15 protein-coding genes and 1 riboswitch are annotated in these 23241 nt (G+C 58.3%); of the genes, 10 read left to right on the forward strand and 5 right to left on the reverse strand.

Annotated elements, in window-relative coordinates; all coding sequences use genetic code 11:
• Positions 1-40: 40 nt before the first annotated feature.
• From LJE63_15565 to eno, 3 genes are all read right to left on the reverse strand, one after another.
• Complete coding sequence (locus LJE63_15565) at positions 41-1684, reverse strand: CTP synthase (protein MCG6908020.1); 1644 nt, start codon at positions 1682-1684, stop codon at positions 41-43.
• 194 nt (positions 1685-1878) lie between these two features.
• Complete coding sequence (locus LJE63_15570; GenBank protein ID MCG6908021.1) at positions 1879-2733, reverse strand: hypothetical protein; 855 nt, start codon at positions 2731-2733, stop codon at positions 1879-1881.
• 50 nt (positions 2734-2783) lie between these two features.
• Complete coding sequence (eno, locus tag LJE63_15575; protein MCG6908022.1) at positions 2784-4061, reverse strand: phosphopyruvate hydratase; 1278 nt, start codon at positions 4059-4061, stop codon at positions 2784-2786.
• Positions 4062-4498: 437 nt separating this feature from the next.
• Here eno and LJE63_15580 point away from each other — a divergent pair, with 437 nt between their 5' ends.
• From LJE63_15580 to LJE63_15595, 4 genes are all read left to right on the forward strand, one after another.
• Positions 4499-4924 (forward strand): hypothetical protein, encoded by a 426-nt coding sequence (locus LJE63_15580; protein MCG6908023.1) that lies wholly within the window; start codon positions 4499-4501, stop codon positions 4922-4924.
• 189 nt (positions 4925-5113) lie between these two features.
• Positions 5114-6493 (forward strand): hypothetical protein, encoded by a 1380-nt coding sequence (locus LJE63_15585; protein ID MCG6908024.1) that lies wholly within the window; start codon positions 5114-5116, stop codon positions 6491-6493.
• Positions 6490-7470 carry a flotillin-like protein FloA gene (gene floA, locus LJE63_15590; protein MCG6908025.1) on the forward strand — a complete coding sequence of 327 codons (981 nt, stop codon included), beginning with the start codon at positions 6490-6492 and terminating at the stop codon, positions 7468-7470. Before LJE63_15585 ends, floA begins: the two co-directional genes overlap by 4 nt.
• 11 nt (positions 7471-7481) lie before the next feature.
• The gene (locus LJE63_15595) at positions 7482-7841 is read left to right on the forward strand and encodes a hypothetical protein (GenBank protein MCG6908026.1); all 360 of its coding nucleotides are present in this window, start codon (positions 7482-7484) and stop codon (positions 7839-7841) included.
• Positions 7842-8008: 167 nt separating this feature from the next.
• On the opposite strand, the gene LJE63_15600 is transcribed toward LJE63_15595, so the two are convergent.
• Complete coding sequence (locus LJE63_15600) at positions 8009-10726, reverse strand: UPF0182 family protein (GenBank protein ID MCG6908027.1); 2718 nt, start codon at positions 10724-10726, stop codon at positions 8009-8011.
• 445 nt (positions 10727-11171) lie between these two features.
• A riboswitch (SAM riboswitch) is annotated at positions 11172-11271 on the forward strand.
• A 299-nt stretch (positions 11272-11570) separates the two neighbouring features.
• On the opposite strand from LJE63_15600, the gene LJE63_15605 reads away from it, so the two are divergent.
• The 5 genes from LJE63_15605 to LJE63_15625 all read left to right on the forward strand — a co-directional run bounded on the left by LJE63_15605 (position 11571) and on the right by LJE63_15625 (position 18881).
• Positions 11571-14336, forward strand: a complete 2766-nt coding sequence (locus tag LJE63_15605) for an acyltransferase domain-containing protein (protein ID MCG6908028.1) — start codon at positions 11571-11573, stop codon at positions 14334-14336.
• Entirely contained in the window at positions 14323-15468 is a 1146-nt protein-coding gene (locus LJE63_15610; GenBank protein MCG6908029.1) for a cobalamin-independent methionine synthase II family protein, read from the forward strand. The genes LJE63_15605 and LJE63_15610 overlap by 14 nt, the downstream gene beginning before the upstream one ends.
• Before the next feature lie 141 nt (positions 15469-15609).
• The gene (locus tag LJE63_15615) at positions 15610-17454 is read left to right on the forward strand and encodes an FAD-dependent oxidoreductase (GenBank protein MCG6908030.1); all 1845 of its coding nucleotides are present in this window, start codon (positions 15610-15612) and stop codon (positions 17452-17454) included.
• A 439-nt stretch (positions 17455-17893) separates the two neighbouring features.
• Entirely contained in the window at positions 17894-18382 is a 489-nt protein-coding gene (locus LJE63_15620; protein ID MCG6908031.1) for a hypothetical protein, read from the forward strand.
• 301 nt (positions 18383-18683) lie between these two features.
• Complete coding sequence (locus LJE63_15625) at positions 18684-18881, forward strand: DUF1214 domain-containing protein (protein ID MCG6908032.1); 198 nt, start codon at positions 18684-18686, stop codon at positions 18879-18881.
• A 222-nt stretch (positions 18882-19103) separates the two neighbouring features.
• Here LJE63_15625 and LJE63_15630 read toward each other — a convergent pair whose 3' ends face one another.
• Positions 19104-19520, reverse strand: coding sequence for a secondary thiamine-phosphate synthase enzyme YjbQ (locus tag LJE63_15630; protein MCG6908033.1), 417 nt, complete (start codon positions 19518-19520; stop codon positions 19104-19106).
• Between the two features lie 742 nt (positions 19521-20262).
• On the opposite strand from LJE63_15630, the gene LJE63_15635 reads away from it, so the two are divergent.
• Entirely contained in the window at positions 20263-22989 is a 2727-nt protein-coding gene (locus tag LJE63_15635; protein ID MCG6908034.1) for a LuxR C-terminal-related transcriptional regulator, read from the forward strand.
• Positions 22990-23241 lie beyond the last annotated feature (252 nt).

The following is a 23241-nucleotide window of genomic DNA, read 5'->3' on the forward strand; positions in this document are numbered from 1 at the left end:
GGCCGTTTTTTTTTGGCACCGGCATCCGTGGCCGACACGATTATTTTCTGCCGGCGTAGGCCAGCGCCGCCCGAATGAAGTCCCTGAAGAGCGGATGGGGCGCCATGGGGCGCGACTTGAACTCGGGGTGGAACTGGCAGCCGAGAAACCAGGGGTGGTCTTTGAGTTCGACGATTTCCACCAGATCCCCGCGCGGCGAAACGCCGCTGACCACCAGGCCGTGCGCCTCCAACTGGGCCTGAAAGGCGTTGTTGAACTCGTAGCGGTGGCGATGGCGCTCCGAGATGTCGGTCTGGCCGTAGGCCGCAAAGGATAGGCTGTCTTTCTTCAGCCGGCAGGGGTAGGCCCCCAGGCGCATGCTGGCGCCTTTTTCGGAGGACGCATTGCGTTGCTGCAGCGTGCCGGTCTTCTCGTCGTACCACTCGGTCATCAGATAGATCACCGGGTAGGGGGTGTTTTCATCGAACTCTGAGCTGTTGGCGTTTTCGAGACCGGCCACGCTGCGGGCGAAGTCGATCACGGCGATCTGCATGCCCAGGCAGATGCCGAAGAAGGGCACCTTGCGCTCGCGCGCATAAGCCGCGGCGCAGATTTTGCCCTCGATCCCGCGGGAGCCGAAACCGCCGGGCACCAGGATGCCGTCGGCCGTTTCCAGCTGGGGGCCGCAGGCATCGGGGCTGATTTTTTCCGAATCCAAAAAGATCAGGTTCACCCGGCAGTCATTGGCGATGCCCCCGTGATAGAGGGCCTCGTTGAGACTCTTGTAGGACTCGGTCAAATTCACGTATTTGCCGACAATCGCGATGGTCACGGTGTGTTTGGGCGCCATGAACTTCTGAACCACCTCCTCCCAGGCCTCCAGCCTGGGGGCGCGGGTCCAGATGTGCAGCAGCTCCACGATCTTGTCGTCGAGCCCCTCCTTGTGGAAGAGCAGGGGACACTCGTAGATGCATTTGACGTCCTTGGCGGTGATGACGGCGTCGATGCCCACATTGCAGAAAAGCGCGATCTTGGCTTTGATCTCCTTGGACAGAAACCGGTCGGTGCGGCACAGCAGGATATCCGGTTGGATGCCGATGCTGCGCAGTTCCTTTACGCTGTGCTGGGTCGGTTTGGTCTTCACCTCGCCGGCGGTGGCGATGTAGGGCACCAGGGTGAGGTGGATGTAGAGCACGTTTTCCTTGCCGACATCAGTCTTGAACTGGCGGATGGCTTCAAGAAACGGCAGGCTCTCGATGTCCCCGATGGTGCCCCCGATTTCGACGATCACCACGTCGACGCCGTCAGCCGCCAGCTGGATGCTGCGTTTGATTTCGTCGGTGATGTGGGGGATCACCTGAACGGTGCCGCCGAGATAATCCCCGCGGCGCTCCTTGGTGATGACGGAATAGTAGATTTTTCCGGTGGTGAAGTTGTTGTCGGCCCCCAGCTTGGCATTGGTGAAGCGCTCGTAGTGACCCAAGTCGAGATCGGTTTCGGAGCCGTCGTCGGTGACGAAGACCTCCCCGTGCTGAAACGGGTTCATGGTGCCGGGATCCACGTTGATGTATGGGTCCAGCTTCTGAAGGGTGACGCTCAACCCCCGGCTTTCCAGAAGCGCACCGATGGAGGCGGAGGCCAGGCCCTTGCCCAGGGACGAGAGCACCCCGCCGGTCACAAAAATAAATTTGGTGTTAAAGGCCATTGATCTTCCTCAAGCCGCCGTGGCAGCCCCCGCTGGAGGGTTGCCCCGGGGCCCTGCATAGGTGCGGCATGCCAGCCTCAGGGAGCGCTTCGGCGAGGAATCGCGCGCCCGCCGCCGTGGCCGGCAGCTCTCCCCGTGCCGACGCTGGATACACCGCCGGTTGGTGGACGTTCTCGACGCATGTCCAGACGACATCAGTCAAAAATCTTCTTGAAATCATCGAGGGTTTTTTGCACATCCCCCCCGCTTGGGGGCTGCTCCGAAACCGGAGCGGCGGTCGTTGCTGCCTGATAGCGGCGCTTGAGCTGCCCGAGGTCGAAAAAATCCGCCGGCAGGGATGGGTCTTTTTCCACCCGGCTGATTTTCAGCTCCCGCTCCAGCCGGTCGCCGCGGTAGAAGAGGATATGCCACGGGTACCAGACGGCGTTGGTTTCACGCCAGTTTTGGAAGCGGATGTCCAATGCAGGATCTTCCCAGGAATCGGGCGCCGCGGGCAGGATGAGGCGCATGGGGCGAAAACTGCGCTGTTCGATCCATACCTGCGGGGCGGAGAAGTCCGGGTAGCGGGCCCCGATCACGAAGGCGGTTTCCATTTCCAGGCGGCCGAAGCTGGTGACCGAAAGGTCCACGCCCAAACGGATCAGGTGGTTTTGGAGGCGCACCCGCTCCCGGTGGAGAAGCAGATCTTTGTAGCGGTCCGCGGCCGTTTCGGCCTCAGCCGTGAGTACCCCGTCGGTCACCGTCAGTGATGCGTCGCGGTTGACCACGTGCAGTCGCTGGCGGCCCTGTCCTGCAAGGTCCGAACGGAACCGGTCGGGAAACCGGTAGATGATGGTTTCGGCGAATTCGGCGCTGGGGCCCTCCGGGCTGCCGCCATGGACCACCAGGGTCTGGACGACCCGCAGACCTTTGAGTTTTTTCTGCTGCCGGGCCATCAGTTCCAGGACCTGGGGGCCTTCCAGGACAAAGGCCCCGGCAGGCCCGGGAACGTTCGGCAGCAGGCACAGCGCGGTGAAGAGAACCCAACCGAGGGGTAGCAGTCGCTTCATGTCAGGGGATGTCCCGCTTGAACCGGGTGAAGAACGGCCCGTGATCGCCGCTATTCCGTCACGAAAATACCGTCGGCAAAGCGGGCGGCGGGCCCCAGGGCCTCTTCAATGCGGATGAGTTGGTTGTATTTGGCTACCCGGTCGGTGCGCGACAGGGAGCCGGTTTTGATCTGCCCGCCGTTGACCGCCACCACCAGATCCGAGATGAAGGTGTCCTCGGTTTCCCCCGAGCGGTGAGAGATCACGGTGGTGTAGCCGGCATGGGCGGCCATGGCGATGGCATCCAGGGTTTCGGTGACGGTCCCGATCTGGTTGAGTTTGATCAGGATGGCGTTGCCGACCCCCTCTTCGATGCCCCGCGCCAGGATCTGGGGGTTGGTGACAAAAATGTCGTCACCCACGATCTGCACGCCGGCCCCCAGGCGTTCGGTCATCACGGCCCAATTTTCCCAGTCCTGCTCGGCCAGCCCGTCTTCCACGGAGAGGATCGGATAGCGGTCGATGAGGTCCTCGTAGTAGTCGATCATCTCAGCGGCGGTCAGGGCCTTGTCCTCGGATGCCAGACGGTAGCGGTCGTCTTTGAAAAACTCGCTGGCGGCCGCGTCCAGGGCGATTCCAATATCGCTGCCGGGCACGTAGCCGGCCGCATCGACGGCCTCCAAGATGAACTTCAGGGCGGCCTCGTTGGATGCCAGATCCGGCGCGAACCCGCCCTCGTCGCCCACGGATGTCGCCAGGCCCTTGGCCTTGAGCAGTTTTTTGAGGGCATGAAAGGTCTCGGCGCCCATGCGCACCGCCTCGGTGATGGACTTGGCGCCCACCGGCACGATCATGAACTCCTGGATGTCGAGGTTGTTGGCGGCGTGGGCCCCGCCGTTGATGATGTTCATCATCGGCATCGGCAGTTCACGGCCGTTGATGCCCCCCAGGTAGCGGAAAAGGGGCAGGCCGTAGGCGGCGGCGGCCGCCCGGGCGGCCGCCATGGAAACGCCCAGGATGGCGTTGGCGCCCAGCTTGGCCTTGTTGGGGGTGCCGTCGAGGTCGATCATCGCCCGGTCGAGGGCCGCCTGGTCGGCGGCGTCAAGCCCCCGGATGGCGGGTGCGATGGTCTCCATGACGTTGTCCACGGCCTGGGCGACGCCCTTGCCGCCGTAGCGCGGGGCGTCGATGTCGCGCAATTCCAGGGCCTCCCGGGTGCCGGTGGAGGCCCCCGAGGGCACGGCCGCCCGGCCGGTGGCGCCGCAGGCCAGGTCGATATCCACCTCGACGGTCGGATTTCCCCGCGAATCCAGGATCTCCCGCGCACTCACCTCGATGATTTCAGTCATTTGATTCCTCCAGCATCCAAAAGTTGCTAACCCTTTAAGTAACACCGAGTTTTGCGATTCGAGCCGGAATACACTCTGAAACTCCACAAAAGTCGCTGGGTCCGGTCCCGGGCCGCCCACCCCTCAGGGCTGCACCAAGGGACAGGATGCGACAGAACGGAGGTTTGCCGGAACCCCTCGACGCAAACCCAAACACCTACCCGTGCAGGAGCGCCGGTGGGCCGCCCCCTGGCTAACTGTCCAATAAAGTTGATTGAAATCAATTGGTTGGGGTGTCGAAGGCCGTGGCGATTGCCCATCCCCGAGCTTGACAATTTGCGCAAAAATGTTACTCTGCTTCGCCTTGCATGTCAAGCAGCACGCCTGGCGTGCTACTAAAAATATACCGGATTCAACCGTACGGTTCGCCGAACCACCGCCCATTCAGGAAAAAAAGAATGACCGCCCACCAGACCCTTTACCATGATGCCCATCTCGTGGTTGCTGCCATTCGCGTTCTCGAACATCAGCACCAGGCCCCGCCGACTCTCGAGGCTGTCTGCGGGAGTCTGTCGTACCCTCTTGAAAAAGGCAACCGCATCTGCCTTAAACTGCATGAAATGGGGATTCTGCGCCTGGTGGAGGGCGGCTACGGTGTCAGGCTGTTTATCCGGGATCACCTGAAACTGGAGGACCTTCCCCGTGAAGCGGCGGGCCCGTCTTTGGAGGACGCCCTCGAGGATTTCCGCCGCACCCGCCTGGCAACCGACCGGTCTTTGGACGCCCTCAAGGCCGAGCAGCAGAAATTGAAGGAGGGGCGGGTTTCCGCGATCGAAAAAAAGCTGCGGGAAGAGTTGCGCAAAGGCAAATCCGAGAGCACTTGAGGCCCTCGCCATCCGCCAATTGCCCGCGCCGGCTAACGGGCCCCGGGGCTTGCCCGCCACACCGCAAAAAGCGTCATCATCGCTCACTTCTGAGGGTTGCGGTAATCGAGAATTTTACAAGATGAGGGCTTGTTTTTTCGAGGCCTTGGATGCGAAGTCAGTGCCATGCATAATGCCATGAGCAGTTGGATGCAGCGATTGCTGATTGTCGGCCTCGGCCTGCTCGCCACCCTGGAATTCGGCCTGGGATTCGGCCGGTTTTCCTCCGCGCAGGGGACGCCTGCGGTTTACGTTGCGCCGATTCAGGGAACCATCGACTTGGGTCTCGCACCTTTTGTCGCGCGCACGCTCCAGGAGGCCACCGATGCCGGCGCTGCGGCCGTGATTTTTGAGATCAACACCTTTGGTGGGAGGGTGGATGCGGCGGTCCTTATCCGCGACGCGCTGCTCAATGCCCGGGTTCGGACCGTTGCCTTTGTGAACAAGCGCGCCATCTCCGCCGGCGCCCTCATCGGTCTGGCGGCCGAGACGATCGTCATGACCGACGGCGCCACGATCGGGGCCGCCACCCCGGTAAAGATGGGAGAGCCCGGTGCCTCCCCTCAACCGGTGGAGGAGAAGACCGTTTCCTATGTACGAAAGGAATTCAGCGCCACAGCCGAGGCCCGCAAGCGGCCCCCACTTATCGCCGAGGCGATGGTGGATGCGGACGTCGAGATCCCCGGCGTCTCCGAGAAAGGCAAACTCCTGACCCTGACCACCGACGAAGCCATCAAACTTAAAGTTGCGGATTTACGCGCCCCGACCCTGGAGCGCTTGCTGGATCAGTTGGATCTTGCGGGGGCTGAAGTGCGGCGGGTGTCGCCCAACTGGGCGGAGGATTTGGTCCGATTCCTGACAGGCCCCGTCATCAGTTCGCTGCTCATCACGATCGGCATGCTTGGGATTATCCTGGAAATCCGCACCCCGGGCTTCGGCGTGCCCGGATTCCTGGGCATCGCAAGTCTGGCCCTTTTCTTTTGGGGTCACTGGCTGGTTCAACTGGCGGGCTGGGAAGAATTGCTGCTGCTGGGTGCCGGTGTCGTGCTGGTGGTCTTGGAGGTATTTTTCATTCCGGGCTTTGGTATCGCCGGGGTGCTGGGGAGTGTGGCCCTCCTGGCGGGCCTGAGCCTGAGCCTGATGGGAGATGGGGTCACGTGGGATTTCGCCCTCAGGGCAGTGGGGCGCGTTGTTTTTTCCCTGCTTTTAGCCGTGGTGGCAACTCTGGTTTCGCTGCGCTTTCTGCCGCGCCTGCCCTTCGGTCGACGCCTGATTCTGGAGACCGCGCTTCCGTCGGATCAAGGCTACTCCTCTGCGCCTGCGGGGGACAAGAGTTGGCTGGGGAAGGTCGGGACAGCGGTCTCGCCTCTGCGGCCGGCGGGCATCGCCGAGATCGAAGGTGAGCGGTTGGATGTGGTGTCCGACGGGGAGTTGGTCGAGCCCGGGGCGCCGATTGTCGTGACCCGTGTGGATGGCAATCGCATTGTCGTGCGGCGCCGGCGCACACCAACAGAAAGGAGTCAAGGATGATAGGATTCGAGACGGGTATCGCCGGCGGTGTTATTTTGTTGGTGGCGATTCTGGCGGTCTTGGGCTTTGTCCTTTACCTGGTTCCCGTCCCGCTTTGGATCGCCGCCTGGGCATCGGGTGCCTATGTGGGACTTATGACCCTCGTCGGGATGCGGTTCAGGCGGGTACCGCCCAGCATCGTCGTCACGGGGCGCATCAGTGCGGCCAAGGCCGGGCTGCCCCTGCCGATCAACGATTTGGAAGCGCACTATCTGGCCGGTGGAGACGTGGTCCGGGTCGTCACGGCCCTCATTTCAGCGGACAAGGCCAACATCCCCCTGCCTTTCAATCGTGCCGCCGCCATCGATTTGGCCGGGCGCGACATCGTGGAGGCGGTCAAGATGTCGGTCACCCCTAAGGTCATCGAGACGCCCAAAATAGCCGCCGTGGCCAAGGACGGGATCCAGCTCATCGCGGTCTCGCGCGTGACCGTCCGCACCAACCTCGACCGTCTGGTGGGCGGCGCGGGGGAAGAAACTATCATTGCGCGCGTCGGGGAGGGCATGGTCAGCACCATCGGTTCTGCGGCGACGCACAAGGATGTGCTGGAAAATCCGGATCACATCTCCAAACATATTTTGGCAAAGGGGCTGGATTCGGGGACCGCCTATGAGATCCTCTCGATTGACATTGCGGATGTGGACGTCGGCGAGAACATCGGCGCCAAACTGCAAATCGACCAAGCCAATGCCGACAAGCAAATCGCGCAGGCCAAAGCCGAGGAGCGACGCGCCATGGCGGTTGCTTTGGAGCAGGAAATGCGGGCCCGGGTGGTTGAGGCGGAGGCCGAAGTGCCACGCGCCATGGCGGAGGCTTTTCGCCAGGGAAATCTCGGCATCATGGACTACTACAAGATGAAAAATGTGCAGGCCGATACGGCCATGCGCGATGCCATCGCCGGCACGGATGAAAAGCCCGATAGGACCCCGAAAAAATAAGGGAGGACGCTGTGGGAGAATTGAACTTCGGTCAGATCGTTTTTATGGTCGGCTTCATCGTGCTGCTGCTGATCAGGTTTTTGCGCCAGCGAGCCCGGCGGCGCCTGGAGAGTCGAGAGCCGGATCAAATGGTGCCGGAGGCGTCCGCGGCGCCGCTTCGCCGTCAGACCCAAGCACCTCCCGGGCCGCAGTCGACACCGCGTTCGTCGGGCGGCCGCGTGCGCGAATCGCGGATGCAAAGTACTCGCCCCCCGCTTGGGGAGTGTCATTTTATCAAAAAAACGCTTTTGGAAAACCCGCACGATGCGCGCCGCGGCATCATTCTCATGACACTCCTGGGACCTTGTCGGGCGTTCGATCCACGGGAATAGCCTTGCCAGGCAGCCAAGGCCGTGGTGTGCCCTCGTATTGGCGCAGCGGCCGAAAGGGGTTCCGCCCCCTGTTACCGGCCTGAAACCGTAATAAACAAACGCTACCGACACCCGGGCCTGGAGATCCATCGGGGTCTATCCACAAACGACCATCCGGAAACAAGCCCTTATCCGTTGTCTGTTATCTGGTGATCTGTATGATCCGGGACTCCCTCGATGGATTCAGTTGGTTCAGGAACGAGATCCGTTTTTTGGGCGGGTTCGGGTGGTAACGGCAGCACCTCATCGCTTTGATCTGGTGAACCCTCCGGCAACGGGACAATGACCTCCCGGGGTTTTTGTTCCTCTATGAGTTTGTTGAGACGATCAAAGGCTCTTTCCAACGAGGTGTCAACCACCACGCTTTCTTCTGCACTGACAATCACCCGTTTCAGTTGAGGAATTTTAAGGGGCCCGCTTGCCTCGAGATATAGGGGCTGAATGTAGAGGATATGTTTGCCAAGGGGGAAAATAATCATTTTGCCCCGCTTGACCTCCGATCCCAGCTGATCCCATAAAGTGATAATTTCGGCAATGGTGGTATTTTGATCGATGAGGGCATTCATCTGGGAGGGGCCATACACCTGAGATCCCCGCGGAAACAAATAGACGATAATCCGCCCGTAGTTGTCCCCGTCGCATCCGGCAAGGGCCAGTGCCCGCAGGTTTTCGCGGTTATTGGGAAGCATGGGGGTAACCAGAATAAATTCCGGCTTGTTGTGCTCGATGAGATCCAGGGTCAGGTAATAGGGCTGCATGCGGATTAAACGGTCTTCGTGGACAAGCTCCGCGAATTGCCATCGGTCCTCATCCTTGTAAAATGTTTCCGGGTTGGTCTGGTGATATTTTGAATACATTTTCATTTGGATTTCAAACAGCTTTTGGGGATACCGTATCTGTTTGCGTAATTTTTCGGGCATTTCCTCCATTGGTTTGATGAGGCCGGGATACATCCGCTGATAGGCGCGCGCGATCGGGTCCTTGGCGTCCACGAGATAGTATTTTACGGAACCGTTATAAGCGTCCACGGTGATCTTGATCGAATTTCGGATATAATTGAATTCCTGGTCGTAGGGGGCCCCCTGGGGGTACCACTTACTCAGCGTATAGGCGTCCTGAATCCAGTACATAACATCATCAGTAACCACCAGGTACGGATCTTCATCGAGCCGAATGAACGGCGTCAAAGTACTGATACGCTCCTGAATATTTCTTCTGAATAGAATGCGACTTCCTGAATTGGTTTTGGTGGTAAAGAAGATATTCCTGTCCTTGAAGTAGACGGCAAATAATGCCTTTTTAAACAAAGAGTTGACGGATACCCCGCCGGTGCCTTTGTAGTCGACTAAAACCTCTTCCAAGTCACCGGGATAGTGAAATTCTCGGCTGTCATTGGGAGCGATGGCATACTCGTAATCACCCGCGCCGAAATAAATGCTGGGTTCTTTGATCGAAAAGCCGTAAGAGGATACCGGCGGCATTTGATGGATAAACCATTGCATTCTTTCTTCGCCCGCTTGCGCCGCAGGAACCATAACCGGTGCGAATCCATGGGTGTACTTGAGGTGCATGTTGATCCAGTTTTGAGCCGGTTGGGGAAGCTTGTTCAAGTTGATTTCACGTGCGGCCAGGTAAACTTGATACGTAAGGTCGTTAACGGTATAACGCGCCACATCGATATCGGTGAATTGATAGTAAGGGCGAATTACCTGCACCTCCTGGAAAACATCCATGAGCAGTTCCCTGTCCCAGAGAGGAATGTTTTCTAGGTCCGTTCTGAGTTCCGGATCGGTGAGGCTTCGAAGGTTTTCCATTCTGCCGTAATCGCGACTTTCAACATGGGTCAGATTATAGGCACCCAGTGTTGATATCACCGCGTTTCGAATGTACGGGGCTTGGCGGGCAATCTCATTGGGCTTGACAAGATATTTTTCAACCGTGTCCGGTAAAAAATCCCACGTTCTGGCCGCATGGCTGAGGGCAAACAATACCGCAAAAATGGCAAGCGAATAAATCCCCTTGTCAGTGTGGACAAAAACGATCAGCGAGACCGCCATGGCCAGGAAAAATATCGCCGAAAGCCATATCAGCGGCAGCAAGACGGTCATTTCGGTATAGCCGGGACCATAAAATAGGGGTTGATTGTTAGTGTTGTAAACCAACATGTGTCTTTCGAGGATGTACCCCCAAGCCTGAACCAGAAATGCCAGCAATATCACAACCGAAAGATGAATTTTTGCAGCCTTGTACAACGGCTTGTGTTCCACAGCCAGCATGCGGCGTTCTATGTAGTAAAGAATAGCCAGGCCCACAAAAAGGAGCAATAACGTTATAATCAGGCGATTCTGAAGAAGGTTATAGATCGGGAGGGAAAACAGGTAATAACTGACATCGATGCCGTAAATCGGGTCTCTGATTCCGGCGTTGGGCCCGAATACGTATAGTAGTGTGGACTCCCACTGTTTATGAAGCGGGATGGCCAGAGGGATTGCAAGGATCACCGAAAGCGGGGCATACACCTTCAATGAACCGGAGCGAAAGGCCTGAATCAATTTTCCTGTTTTTGTTGCCTCAGGTTTGCACTCGCCCGCGAGGGTGCAGCCCAAGTATCTTGAGGCCACCCAAAAATTGAGAAAGATGACCAGAAAAAAAAACAGCGTCGCCCCCACGAATATCAAGTACTTGTAAGTCAATTTGAGGAGCAGCACGCCGGTGTAACCGAGTGCGCCGTACCAGTAAAGATCTACGAAAAAATTAACAAAAACAAAGTTCAACACCACATACGCAATGACCAATGCCGCAATCAGGGCCACAAACGCTATAAGCCATTTCTTCCAGCGCCCCATCGTAATCTCCTCACCATTATACTATGTTGGATAACGCTGATTTCCGATTTCACAGCTTGAAATCTGTTTTTTGATTATTCTTTTTTTACTGGCGCTTCATGTCATTAAACAATTTATCAAGCTATGATGCAACAATAAATTGTCAATCCCTCTGCTGTGCGCGTTCTGGCGCTAACGGCCGATTTGCGGCAGCCACGCAGCAATCCCGGTTCCGGGAAGGTTCAAATAGAGATCGCGCCCAAACTCTCTGAAATGGGTTTCCCCAGGCGTGCTTTGGATTCCCTGAATCAGGTCAAACGCCCCACGAGATTTCTTTGAAGGACTCCGGTTAAATGGCTGCCTACCCGGCATGGTGGATCCGCCGCCCCCCAAAGACGATCCCCGATAATCGGTTGGCCGTGGTTGACATGTCGGGATGACGACTTAATCTTCCCGATATTTTAACTTGACATGATGAGCGGCGTTAGGGAACTGGCCCAGGGATCGCCCGGCAACCTCTTCTTCCTGAAGGTGCCAAATCCAGCCCAAAAAGGGGAACATGTGGTCTTGATGACAAGGGAACCCCCGCGTTTTGCCAAGCGATTTCTCGCGTCACCATTCCACCATTGAACACACGTTTTTTAAGACCCGTCGCCTTCGACCCGATCAAAAGCGCTGCATCCATCGAGTGCCGTTTTCCAAGGTTTGAGCTTGGGAACCTCGCGGCCTGCTGCCTTATGCGATCGGTAACTCTGCTTCCGCTTGGCGGTCGACAACGCCCGACCAAAATGAGCGCTGCAGAGTTTGCAGCCTGCGGTGTTTTCGATAAAACCCACGGTGGGCAAAGAAATGGGAGGTTTGCCAAATGAAAAAAACCGTATTTCTATATTCGGGTGAAGGAACCCATAGCAGTCAAACCCGTTTCACGCTTTTGAAACAATCGCCGCGCTGGGCCGAAATTGAAAGTATTCTGCGCGCACAAATGGATCTGGAACTGGAGCCGCTCTGGGAGCGGGAAATCGGCAGGCATCGATGCCCCTACAGCCCTTTGCTGACCGTGGTGTCCCAGATTTGTCTGGCCGATATCTGGTGCCGCTGGGGTTACCACCCGGATGTGGTCATCGGCCACAGCACCGGGGAACTGGCGGCAGCCTACCAGGCCGGTTTCCATACGCTGGAAGAAGTGCTGCTGCTGGCCTATGGGATCGGCGAGGCGGCTGCCAACCTCGATGGGGTGATGGCCCATGGCCGGGTATCCGAGGCGCGCCTTGGGGACCTGCCGGTGGGTCCTTCCTCGTTCAATTTCAAGGTCGAAAACGGGCGGCATGTCACCCTCTCCGGCTATGCCGGCGAGATGGAGGAATTTCTCCGGAAATACCCAGATTTTGTGAGAATGAAACTGCCCCACCCCTGGCACCACCCGGATTACCGACGCTTTGCCGACCGGCTGCCCCGTTTCCCATCGGCTGCGGTGGGGGGACCTGCTTTCTTATCGGGGGTCACCACGCGGTTTGAAACCCGCCTCGCGGATGACTACTGGCACGAGTGGCTGGTCAAGCCCATCGATTTCATTCGGGCCATGCAGGCCCTCAAGGACAACCACCAGGACGCCCCCATCGATTTCATCGAAATCGGTTTTCACCCGGTGCTGGAAAAGTGCTGCCAGATTTTCGATGACCATACCTACGTTTCCTCCATGTTCCGCGGCGAGGATGACGCCGGCTGGATTCTATTTCAGAGGAAAAAACTGGATCAGAATGTTTTTTTGAAAAGCCTCCAAAAGGCCCTCGCCGCATTCAAGCCGGAGCTGGATTTCACTGCGCCGCTGGCCTACCAGGGGCTGGGCTCCCTGGAATTTGCCGAACTATCCGTGCTATTGCAGCCCTATTTTCCTTCACTTGCCCCCCAGGATTTCTATCGCCATAAAACAATCAACCACCTGATCGGCCACTTCGGCCTGAGGAAGGCGGTTGAGCCGGCGGGCAGGGAAACACTGCGCAAAAACCCGGTGGTGATTTCCGGGATGAGCTGCCGTTTCCCGTCCAGCGTGGAGACCCTGACCCAGTTCTGGGATATGCTGGTCAGCCGGGAAGACCAGGTGCGGCATGTGGCCGCCAGGGGGGGCGCGGAAGGGGGCTATCTGGCGGATGCCGTCACCCGCTTCGATCATCGCTACTTCAACATCCCTTCGGCCGAAGCGCGCACCCTGGATCCCCAGCAGATCCTTGCCCTGGAGTTGACCGAAATGCTCTGGAAGGATGCCGGCATAGATCCCGAAACCCTGGACAAGAACCGGGTCGGTGTCTATCTCGGGGTCTGGAACCAGGAGTACGGGGGGGATAGAAGCTCCGTTTTCTACCCAACTGGGGTCAATCCGAGCATTATCGCCGCCAGAATCAGCTACCACTACGATCTGAGGGGGCCGAGCTGGGTTTCCAACACCGCCTGCGCCTCCTCACTGGTGGCGGTCCACTACGCCCTCAAGGATATCGAGGCCGGCCGGGTGGACTACGCCATCGCCGGCGGCGTCAACATGCTGCTGAGCGACGCGTTTACCGGCAGCATGCGAAACTCCGGATTCCTCTCCCGGGACAACCGCTGCAAGGCGTTCGACGACGCCGCCAACGGGTATGTGCGCGCCGAGGGCGGCGGCCTGGTGCTGCTGGTCAACAAAGAGCTGGTCGACGCCTACTACGCCGAAATCCTCGGGTCCGCCATCAACCAGAACGGCCGCCGCTCCCAGGTGATCACCGCACCCCATCCCGAAGCCCAGGAGGAGCTGATTTTGGCCGCCTGCCGTGACGCGGGGATAAGCCCCCGGGAGATCTCCTACGTCGAATGTCACGGGACCGGTACGAAGCTCGGGGACCCCATCGAAATTTCGGCCATCAAAAACACCATCGCCCGGGACAGAAAAGACACCTGCTACGTCGGCTCGGTCAAAACCAATATCGGTCATCTGGAATCCGCCGCCGGCATCGCCGGGCTGCTCAAAGCGGTGGCCAGCCTGTACCACGGCATCATCCCCCCCAATCTGCATTTTCATCATCCCAACCCATACATCGACTTCGAATCCCATTTGATCCGGGTGGTTTCCGAAGAAACTCCCATCGACCATCGGGCACTCATCGGTGTCAGCAGTTTCGGCTTTGGCGGCAGCAACGCGCATCTCATCGTCAGGGGGGCGGACGCATCGGTTCGCAAGGAAATCCGTCCCCTGGAAATCCCCTTTGACCGGGAAAGCGCCGCCCCTCTGAACGATTACCTCCAGCTTCAGACGCCGGACCCCGCGCTGGGCGCCACCGGGGGGGGAAACAAAGGCGGGGCCGCGGAAAAGGCCCTTAGCCGCGAAGATATCGACGCCCTGGTGCGGGACCTTTTTTCCCAATTGACCAATATCGATGAGATCCACCCGGACATCGCCCTGACCGATCAGGGCCTGAGCTCCCTGAGCGGCACGGAACTGATCACCATGCTGGAAGCAGCGTTGCACGTCGAGATCGGGCCGGAAATCCTTTTCGAGTATCCGTTGAAAGATCAGTTTGTCGATCAGCTTTGCACCTTGGCCGCCGGCGCCCCTGACATCAACCCGAAGACTGCTGCAAAGGGTGAAGCCCATGGAATCAATTAAAACAACGCATGTGGGCTCTTTGCCGCGCCCCCAGGAGATGATCGCCAAAATCCTGCGAAAGCAGGCCTTCGCAAAGGAGGATTTGAGACGCTACGTCAAGAGTGTTGTGGAAAAACAGCTGCAGCTGGGAATATCCTACATCAACAACGGCGAGATGCCCCGGCTGGACTACGTGAACGCCACCGTCACCCGCATTTCGGGTTTCGGCGGCCAGGCATCGGCGCCCATGCCGCGGGATCTGGAGGAGCTGCCCGAATTGTCCGGCCGCTTCGGTGGCCGCAACGGGTTGATCACCCTCAATCCCAAAGCGCCGGTCACGCTGCCGACGTGCTCCGGGCCGTTAACCTATTCCGGCGAGGCCTCCCTGCGGGAGGAGTTGGACATGCTGGCCGCGGTTTACGCTGAAATCAAGCCGTCCTATCCTGAGGCGCCCGCAGGGCTTTTTTTCACCGCGCCGTCCCCCGGGACCGTGGCGCTTTTTCTGGAAAACAGCTACTACCCGAATTACGAAGTGTATTTGGAAGCCCTGGGGGCGGTGTTGAAGACAGAGTATGACATCATCCGCAGCTACGGTTTCCACCTCCAGATTGACTGCCCGGACCTCGCCATGGGGCGCCACACGCGTTTCAAAGACGTCAGCGAAGCCGAATTCCTGGCAACCGTTGACACGAACGTCCGCGTCTTGAACCAGGCCCTGGCCGCAGTCGATCCGGCCCTTTGCCGGGTGCACATCTGCTGGGGCAACTATCCCGGGACGCATCACTGCGACATCGACCTAAGGTCTATCTTCAAGCCCATCACGGCCCTGAACGCCAGGTACATTTCTCTGGAGGCCAGCAATCATCGGCACGCCCACGAGTGGGCCGTGTTCGCCGAATTGCCTTTCCCCGAAGACAAGGTGCTGATGCCGGGGGTCATCGATACCAGCTCCAACACGGTGGAGCACCCCGATCTGGTGGCCCAACGGATCTCCAATTTCGCGCAAATTCTCGGCCCGCACCGGGTGGTCGCCTCAACCGATTGCGGCTTTGCCACGACCGCATCCGCAGCCAGCGTTTCCGGCGAAGTGGCCTGGCTGAAACTCGCCTCCCTGGTGGAGGGGGCCAGGCGCGCAAGCGTGAAACTGTGCTGAAGGGCCCCAGGCGGGGCGGGCACGCCGCCATGCCTTCGGCCTGGCCCGCGCAGCCGTGGGCAAAGGCAGCCAGAAGGAATTTCCGGTGGTTGGCCGTGAATTCGATTTGAAGATCAACAACAGACAAACGAGGACTTCCGTATGAACCAGACATCGGGTCAAAGGCCCGGCGTTCGCGTGGCCAATTTCTCGAAAATAGCGTTGCCGGGTGAGCACCGCTTGGATTTCGACTCCCAGGACGTCGCGACCACCGTTCGCACACTCAGAAGATATGCCGACCTGCCCTACGTGTTCGTCGCAGGAAAGGAAAACAGCGGCACCATCGCCGAATTGCTGCCGGCCTTGAAGGCGATCCGCTCCGCCTGCTACCCCTATGCCGTCTTACTGACGGGCGGCGCTGCCCTGGATTTCGATGACCCGGAGCTGGACATCGTCCCCGTCGGCGGCGAGGATCCGCAAACGGTTCAGGAGCGCATCGACCGCTACGCCGCGGCCAGGTTCAGTTTTGACGTCAACCAGCTCCGGATACGGAATTCCAGCCCTCTGCCCACCCGGGTGGATGTGGCCATTGTGGGCGCCGGCATAACCGGCCTTTACGCCGCCGACAGGTTACGCAAGGCCGGCCTTTCCGTCTGCATTTTGGAAAAAAGCGATGCGGTGGGGGGGATCTGGACCCGCTACGCCAACCACACCTCCAGGGTCAACTCCTCTGAATGCGCCTACCGCCTGCTGGAGAAAAAAACCAGGTCCAACCGCGATCACTCGGCCACCTGGGAGATCCTGACAGATGTCGCCCGGCTGGCCCGGCAGGTGTTGCGTGAACTCTACACCGAGACCGAGGTGACCGGAATTGAAGCGGCTGGCGATCGCTATCGCATCCGGTTGAGCCGAGGGGGAGATGAAGCTGTCCTGGAGAGCAAGGGGGTCATTCTGGCGATCAACGACCGGGTGGGGACACCCCGCGAGGTGACCTGGCCGAATCAGGCGGTGTTTCGGGGGAAACTGGTTGCCGGGATGTCCGATCAGACGGCGGGGATCGATTGGCGCGACAAGAATGTGGTCGTCATCGGCATGGGCGCCTTTGCGGTTGAAAACACCCGCACGGCGCTGGAGGGTGGCGCGCGCCACGTGACCGTGGTGAGCCGCCGGCATGGCACCGTTTGTCCGAAAATTGTCGATTACCTCAATTTCATCACCCCTTACGACGAGACCTTCCAACACGACAAAAAAAGCAATTTTTTGAACATGATGTACTGGAAGAAAACCTATGAGCTGAGCGGGGCCACCCAGCCCGAGTGCTGGATGGCCAAGATCAAGCACCCCGGGCACACCATCAGCGTGTCGGACATCTGGTTTGTGGGGCATTACCTCAAAAAGATCGAAACGGTCACCGGTGAGATCAGCGGCATGACTGAAAGCGGCGTCACCGTCGACGGCCGGCGCCACATCCCGGCGGATATCGTCGTAAACACCGTCGGCTTCGAGCGCAATACCCCGGCTGCCCGGGCGCTGAGCGGCTCTGGTGAAATCTACAACACCAACTATCTGGCCAAAGACTTCATGTACCTGGCGGATGCCTACATCGACGACGAGGCCTTCAATTCCCTGTTCGGCTCCAGCGTCCTGGAGATGGTGAAGTTCTACCTCGAGGTGTTTGTGATGTTCTTCGACAGCCCGGAATACGACGCCATGGTCAAGACCGAGGGAGTGGAAAAGCTACCCATCGGGGAAAGAAAATGGTCCGACTACATCGCGGGTGCCATGGCCCTGATCCGAAAGTACCCCGATATCCAGGCCGTCGCCAAAAGACAAGTCGCCCAGAGGACGCAAAATTTCCTGCAGGCCCATGACCTCGAGACCTACGTCGCAGCCAATAAAAGAGAGTGGATCGATACCCACGCGATGCTCGCCGGCAGACCCCTGACGGAGGCGGAGTGTCTGCCCTACGTTTTCGAGAAGCTGGTGAAAAAGCAAGGTTTGCGGTAAAAAATAACGCCGCCGTATGGCGCTGGATTTTGGTTCGTCATCAAGGCACATCCGTCGACGCATGGCAAGGCGCCCGTCGGTGGCGGTAGGGCCGTGAACGGGCAAAAAGCAGGCGAGATGCGGAAATTTTTTTGACGGCGCCCCGGCGCCTTTTCCGTTGCCGAGCAATTCCCTCCATTTATCGCTTTCCCAAAAAATCAGCCCACCTCAAAAATTTTTTTGAATTTGAATGGACAGTCTCATTTTAACGCATTATTAATTAATTACTCACCTGTAGTTATTTTTAACTGTTCAATGTGAGCAACGAAAAGCCAGCTCCACTTGGGGAGCGGCAGTTGATGGCCTGGGTGAGTGTTTCGGTTTGAGATTACAATGTGCTTTCTACGTTTTTTCCCTCTGCAAGTTACGGTGATAAAAAACGGAAGGGGAATTAACAGGTATGCGAAATCCTTTTTTCTTGCTTACGGTGTTCGCCTTGTCCGCCTTGGCGGCGGGCTGGTTGTATCCGGGGAATCGAACACCTGATGTGGCCTCAACCGCCGCGACCGGCGGCGGGGTCGGGGTGTCGGAGGAGACTTTCAAGACCGGGACGGCGACGGTGGCACGCGTCGACCCGGCCGCGGACATGGCCGCGTCCAAGGGGCCGGATGCCGGGTCCACGGCCTCCGGAATGGGCGAAGGGGTGAAGGATCTGCCCGAGGTAAAGGCCGGTGATCGGATCCTCGAGCCCGGGAGCGATTCCGTTGCGGTCGTTCAGGAGGCGGTGATTCGTTCAGAAGCGAACCAGAGGAGCGCTGACGGGCTGGTTCAGCTGGTGGAAACGACCCGAGCGGCTGAAAGGCTGGGTGAGCGCCTAAAACTTGGGCCCCCGAAAGGTTCGCTGGCAGAAAGCGCAACGCCTAAAGTCCCGGATTCAAACGAATTGTAAGGTGTCAAAGTCAAGTGGGATCGGCGCAGGGACCGCCTGGCCCAAATTATCGCAGAGCCGGGGCAAATTTATGTATTGGACCGAGTGCCCCTCAAGAGCCGGTTTTGAAAATCCGAAAAGCCGGCCCGTGGAACCGAATGCTCACCCACTCCAGTTGGTTCCCTGGGTTTAATGAGTTGCCAGCTGCCCCGGCATGACCCAAACCGAGAATGCTGCAAACGGCAAACCTTGTCACACCACAAGCAGGAACCGGCCACCGGGAAATGAAGATAGGGTCATCCTTTCTTACGGGGGGCTGCTGATGGGCGGCAGCTGTCACGAGATCACCTTCGGACCGAGGCAGGAACCGCCGGTCAACGCCTTCTGGTCGCTCACGCTTTACAACGAGCGCCTCTTCCTCAACCCCAACCCTCTCAAGCGTTACGCCCTGGGCAGCAGGGACCAAAACCTCCAGCGCAATGCCGACGGCTCGCTCACCCTGTACGTGGGGGAAAAATAACCGGGGGGCGAAAAGTATTCGAATTGGCTGCCCGCCCCCAATGGGCACTTCTCGTTGCACATCCGGGCCTACTGGGGTAAACCGGCCATCCTGGACGGCTACTGGCAGCCGCCCCAGATCACGAAAATTGACGACCAGCGCGGATAGGATAGGAAATTCCCGCAACGGGCGGTATTCTTCTGAGCCTGGCGTGACTGCCAGCCGGGGGCAGTCCCCAATGCCTCACTCCCCGATGATTTTGACCAGCACCCGCTTGCGCCGCCGGCCGTCGAACTCGCCGTAAAAAATCCGCTCCCAAGTTCCGAAATCCATTCGCCCGCGGGTCACCGCCACCACCACCTCGCGGCCCATCACCTGACGCTTCATGTGGGCGTCGGCATTGTCCTCGCCCACATTGTGGCGGTATTGGGCCACCGGCTCGTGGGGGGCCAGCTTCTCCAGCCAAACCTCGTAGTCGTGGTGCAGGCCCGGCTCGTCGTCGTTGATGAAGACCGATGCCGTGATGTGCATGGCGTTGACCAGCGCCAAACCCTCGGAAACCCCGCTCTCATCGATGCATTTCTGGACATCGGCGGTGATGTTGATGAAGGCCCGTCGGGTGGGCACATTGAACCAGAGCTCTTTTCGGTAGCTTTTCATCCAACCATTTCCTTGCTTGTCATTTGCTTCGCACGAAAATCCATCGACTCCAGCTATCAGCGAAACCGTAGCACATCTCGTTTGGAGATTCCAGGATGGCTGGACTATCTTAGGCGGCGATCCGTCCACTATTTTGGGAGTAAAAATGTCAACCACCATATGTTGGGGTTGGCCTTTGCGTTGCTGGCGCTCTCTGAACCTGCAAGAGATAGCAGCTACCTGTAATCGAGTCATTTTTCAGGTTATGGTCCGATATCCCCAATAATTGGATCCATTCCACCTGCCTGGATGCCGCCGCCAAATACGGCCATCCCGGCAACTATATGGTGGGGGCCAACATCGCCGGGTTCGTGAAGGTGGTCAACGCCATGCTGGATCAGGGAGTCGTCTATCGGAAAACAGTGGCCGTTGCATTCATCTGAAACGGTCATTTGGCACTGTAAATTGTTATCCAAATGCCGGTTGATGCCTGCGGGCATGACCGGCGTTTTTATCTGACCATCCGGTCACGCCATTATTTCACCTAAACACGCGAAACTTGAATTGCATGGAGGTTTTATTGTAAACAAGGGCTATCTGCCGTTTTTGTGTGTGGGCCAATCACATTTGCGCTATTCTGCCAAGAAACGGAAAATTCAATCGAGGCCAAGATGAAAAGATCAATTTCGTCGTGATTTAGATGGTTGCGCGATCATTCATTATGGCATTCGTGGACTGGCATGATTGGAAATGAGCGCTCTCTATGCCACTATTGCAAACAAAGCTCTACAGGCCGCCGATACCAGCAGACCATGTGAATCGCACGCGTCTCAAGGCGCGCTTGGAGAAAAACCTCGATCGCCCCGTGGCGTTGGTCATCGCACCAGCCGGATATGGCAAAAGTACCCTGGTCAGTTACTGGCTGGAAGACTCCGCCCGACCAAGCGTCTGGCTGTCCCTTGACGAAGCGGATAACGACCTGCATCTGTTTCTTTCATACGTTATCACCGCCGTTCATTCTATATACCCTGAGGCGTTAAACGAAACCGCCGACCTGATCGACGCACCGACTCTCCCGCCAACACCGACGCTGTTAGTGACTTTCCTGAACGAGTTGGATCGAATCCCGTCCCCGTTTATCGTCGTTCTGGATGATATTCACCGCATTCAAAACCAATTGATATACGAATTTCTCAATGGCCTGCTGCAGCATCCACCACGCTCCCTGCAGCTTGTCCTGGTGGGTCGGCGCGATCCCCTGTTGCCGATTGCCACCTTGCGCGCCAAAGGGTTGCTGAGCGAGTTTCGCATGTGGGATTTGCTTTTTACGCCGGAGGAGACGTTTGAACTCCTGCAGCGGATGCTGGGGCGTCAGGGGACTCAGGCCATGGCGGCCGAATGGACGCAGAAGACCGAGGGATGGGTGACGGGCTTGCGTCTGGCGGCCCTTGCCATGCGCGGGCGAAATCTTTCCAGCCAGCAATTGCTGCAATTGCAGGGCAACACGCGATATGTGATGGATTACTTGGTCAGCGAGGTTTTGGACAAACAGCCCCCCGGCATCCGCCGCCTGCTCCTGAATACCGCCATCCTGCATCGCTTCTGCGCGCCCCTCTGCGAGGCGCTTGATTCAACCCACGGCACGACAGAAATGAATGGCATTACCGGTCAAGCCTTTATCCAGTTCTTGCGCGAGAACAACCTTTTTGTGATCCCCCTGGATACGGAAGACCGATGGTTCCGATATCATCATCTTTTCGGGGATTTTCTGGAGCGGCAGCTGCGAACCCAAAGAAAACCCGATGACGTTGTCGCGTTGAATAAAGCCGCCGGAGATTGGTTTGCGTCGCAGGGGCTGATCACAGAAGCGATTGAGCATGCCCTCGCAGCCGGGGATGCGGAGCAGGCTGCCCAGGCCGTCGAAACCCATCGTGATGAGGCGTTCATAGCGGACCGGTGGTTTGCTGTGCATCGCTGGCTGACCATGCTGCCGGCCGATATCAAACAACAACGCCCGAAGCTGCTGCTGACCGAAGCCTGGATCGCCAACCTGCAACACCAGATGGAACGCGTCCCGCTGCTCCTGCAGAAAGCGGAAGCCCTGATGGACAACCAAACAGCGGATCCGTCGCTGGCGGGCGAACTGGCTTTTTTCAAAGGCTATGTCGTTTACTGGGAGGGTCAGGCCGAACGCTGCATCCAATACAACGAAACAGCCATCGCCAAGCTTGCGGGCAAGACGAGTCCCTTTATAGGGGAAGCCGAGCTCATGCTGGGCCTTGCCCGATGCATGGCCGGGCAAACGGGACGAGCGATCCGGGATTTGAAGCGAAAAATCCAAGCGACCGATGCGTCGGAGGGGCAGTCCCTTTCGCGCCTGATCGCTGGTTTGGCCTTCATTCACCTGATTAGCGGCGATTTGCCCCAAGCCCGCCTGGAAGCCCGGCACCTCCAGCAAGTTGCCGAGGCTTTTAAAATGCGGCTCACCCTGGCGTGGAGCGCCTACATGTGCGCATGCGCCCACCTGCATGCCGGCGAATTCGAGGCTGCCATGGGACACTTCGCAGATGCGGAGGCAAAGCGGTATGCCCTGGAACCCATGGCCGCCCTTGATGCGCTGGTAGGGTTGGCCCTGACCCAACAGCTCAAGGGGTTGAACCATGACGCAAGGGAGACGGTCGGTCGCTTGGCGACGTTCATCCATGAGTTGAATGCGCCGCAATACGGATCCATACTCCATTCCTGCGAAGCCCGCATCGCGCTGCTGCGGGGGGACGTGACGTCAGCCATCAAAATAACGCAGATGATCCATGACGCACCGTTGCCGGGTAATTTGGTCATGTGGTTGGAATCGCCGCCGATCACGAAGGCACGGGTTCTGGTTGCGCACGGTTCCCCGGAGAGCCTGGACAGCGCGGCCCGTCTGCTGGGTGACATCCGGCACCAGAGCGAGATCTGCCGGTTTACCTGCCAAACGATCGAGGTGACCGTAATAGAGTCCCTGCTTCTGGAGCGACAGGGCCTTACTGAGGAGGCCCTGACAGCGCTGGAAAAAGTGGTGATCTTGGCCGTGCCCCTGGGATGGATCCGTCCGTTTATCGAAGCGGGCCCGTCGATGGTGAACCTTCTGATGCAACTGCGGACGCGGAAAGGGGTGGCAAACCCGGTCGAGATACTCCTGGCGGCCCTCAAAGCGCATGCAAAGATGACCATCGTTCAAGGCGAGAATGGGCCACCGGCAGACGTCAAATGGCCCCCCACCGTATCCACGGTATTTCAACACCTGGTCGAGCCTCTCTCCCACCGTGAACTGGATGTTCTCGAATTGCTGGCCCAAAGGCTGCAGAACAAAGAGATTGCGGCCAGATTAGGTGTGTCGCTATCGACCATAAAGACGCACTTAAAGAATATCTACCAGAAGCTTGACGTCAACAGCCGCCGGACGGCGGTCGAAAAGGCAACCGCGCTGGGAATTTTCTCCCACCGCTGAAGAAGGACCCCTCCGCCTGTCTGACCGGTGGTATCCTCGTTTTTTCTATTTTTTCTTCCTGTCATCCCTTTATTATCCGTTTTTCCCCCTTTTCAGGGGATGAATCCCACCCCCCAGGCCTGATAGAGACAACATTAATACCCCAGTCCCCATGGGTTATCAACTGGTCAACCCTGGCAAGGATTATCCCATATGACAGCTTCGGATAATGCCCCCCATCTCAAGCCTTGGACGCCGGCAACCTACCGGATC

It is taken from the genome of Desulfobacteraceae bacterium (genome assembly GCA_022340425.1).
In the GTDB taxonomy this organism is placed as follows: Bacteria; Desulfobacterota; Desulfobacteria; order Desulfobacterales; family JAABRJ01; genus JAABRJ01.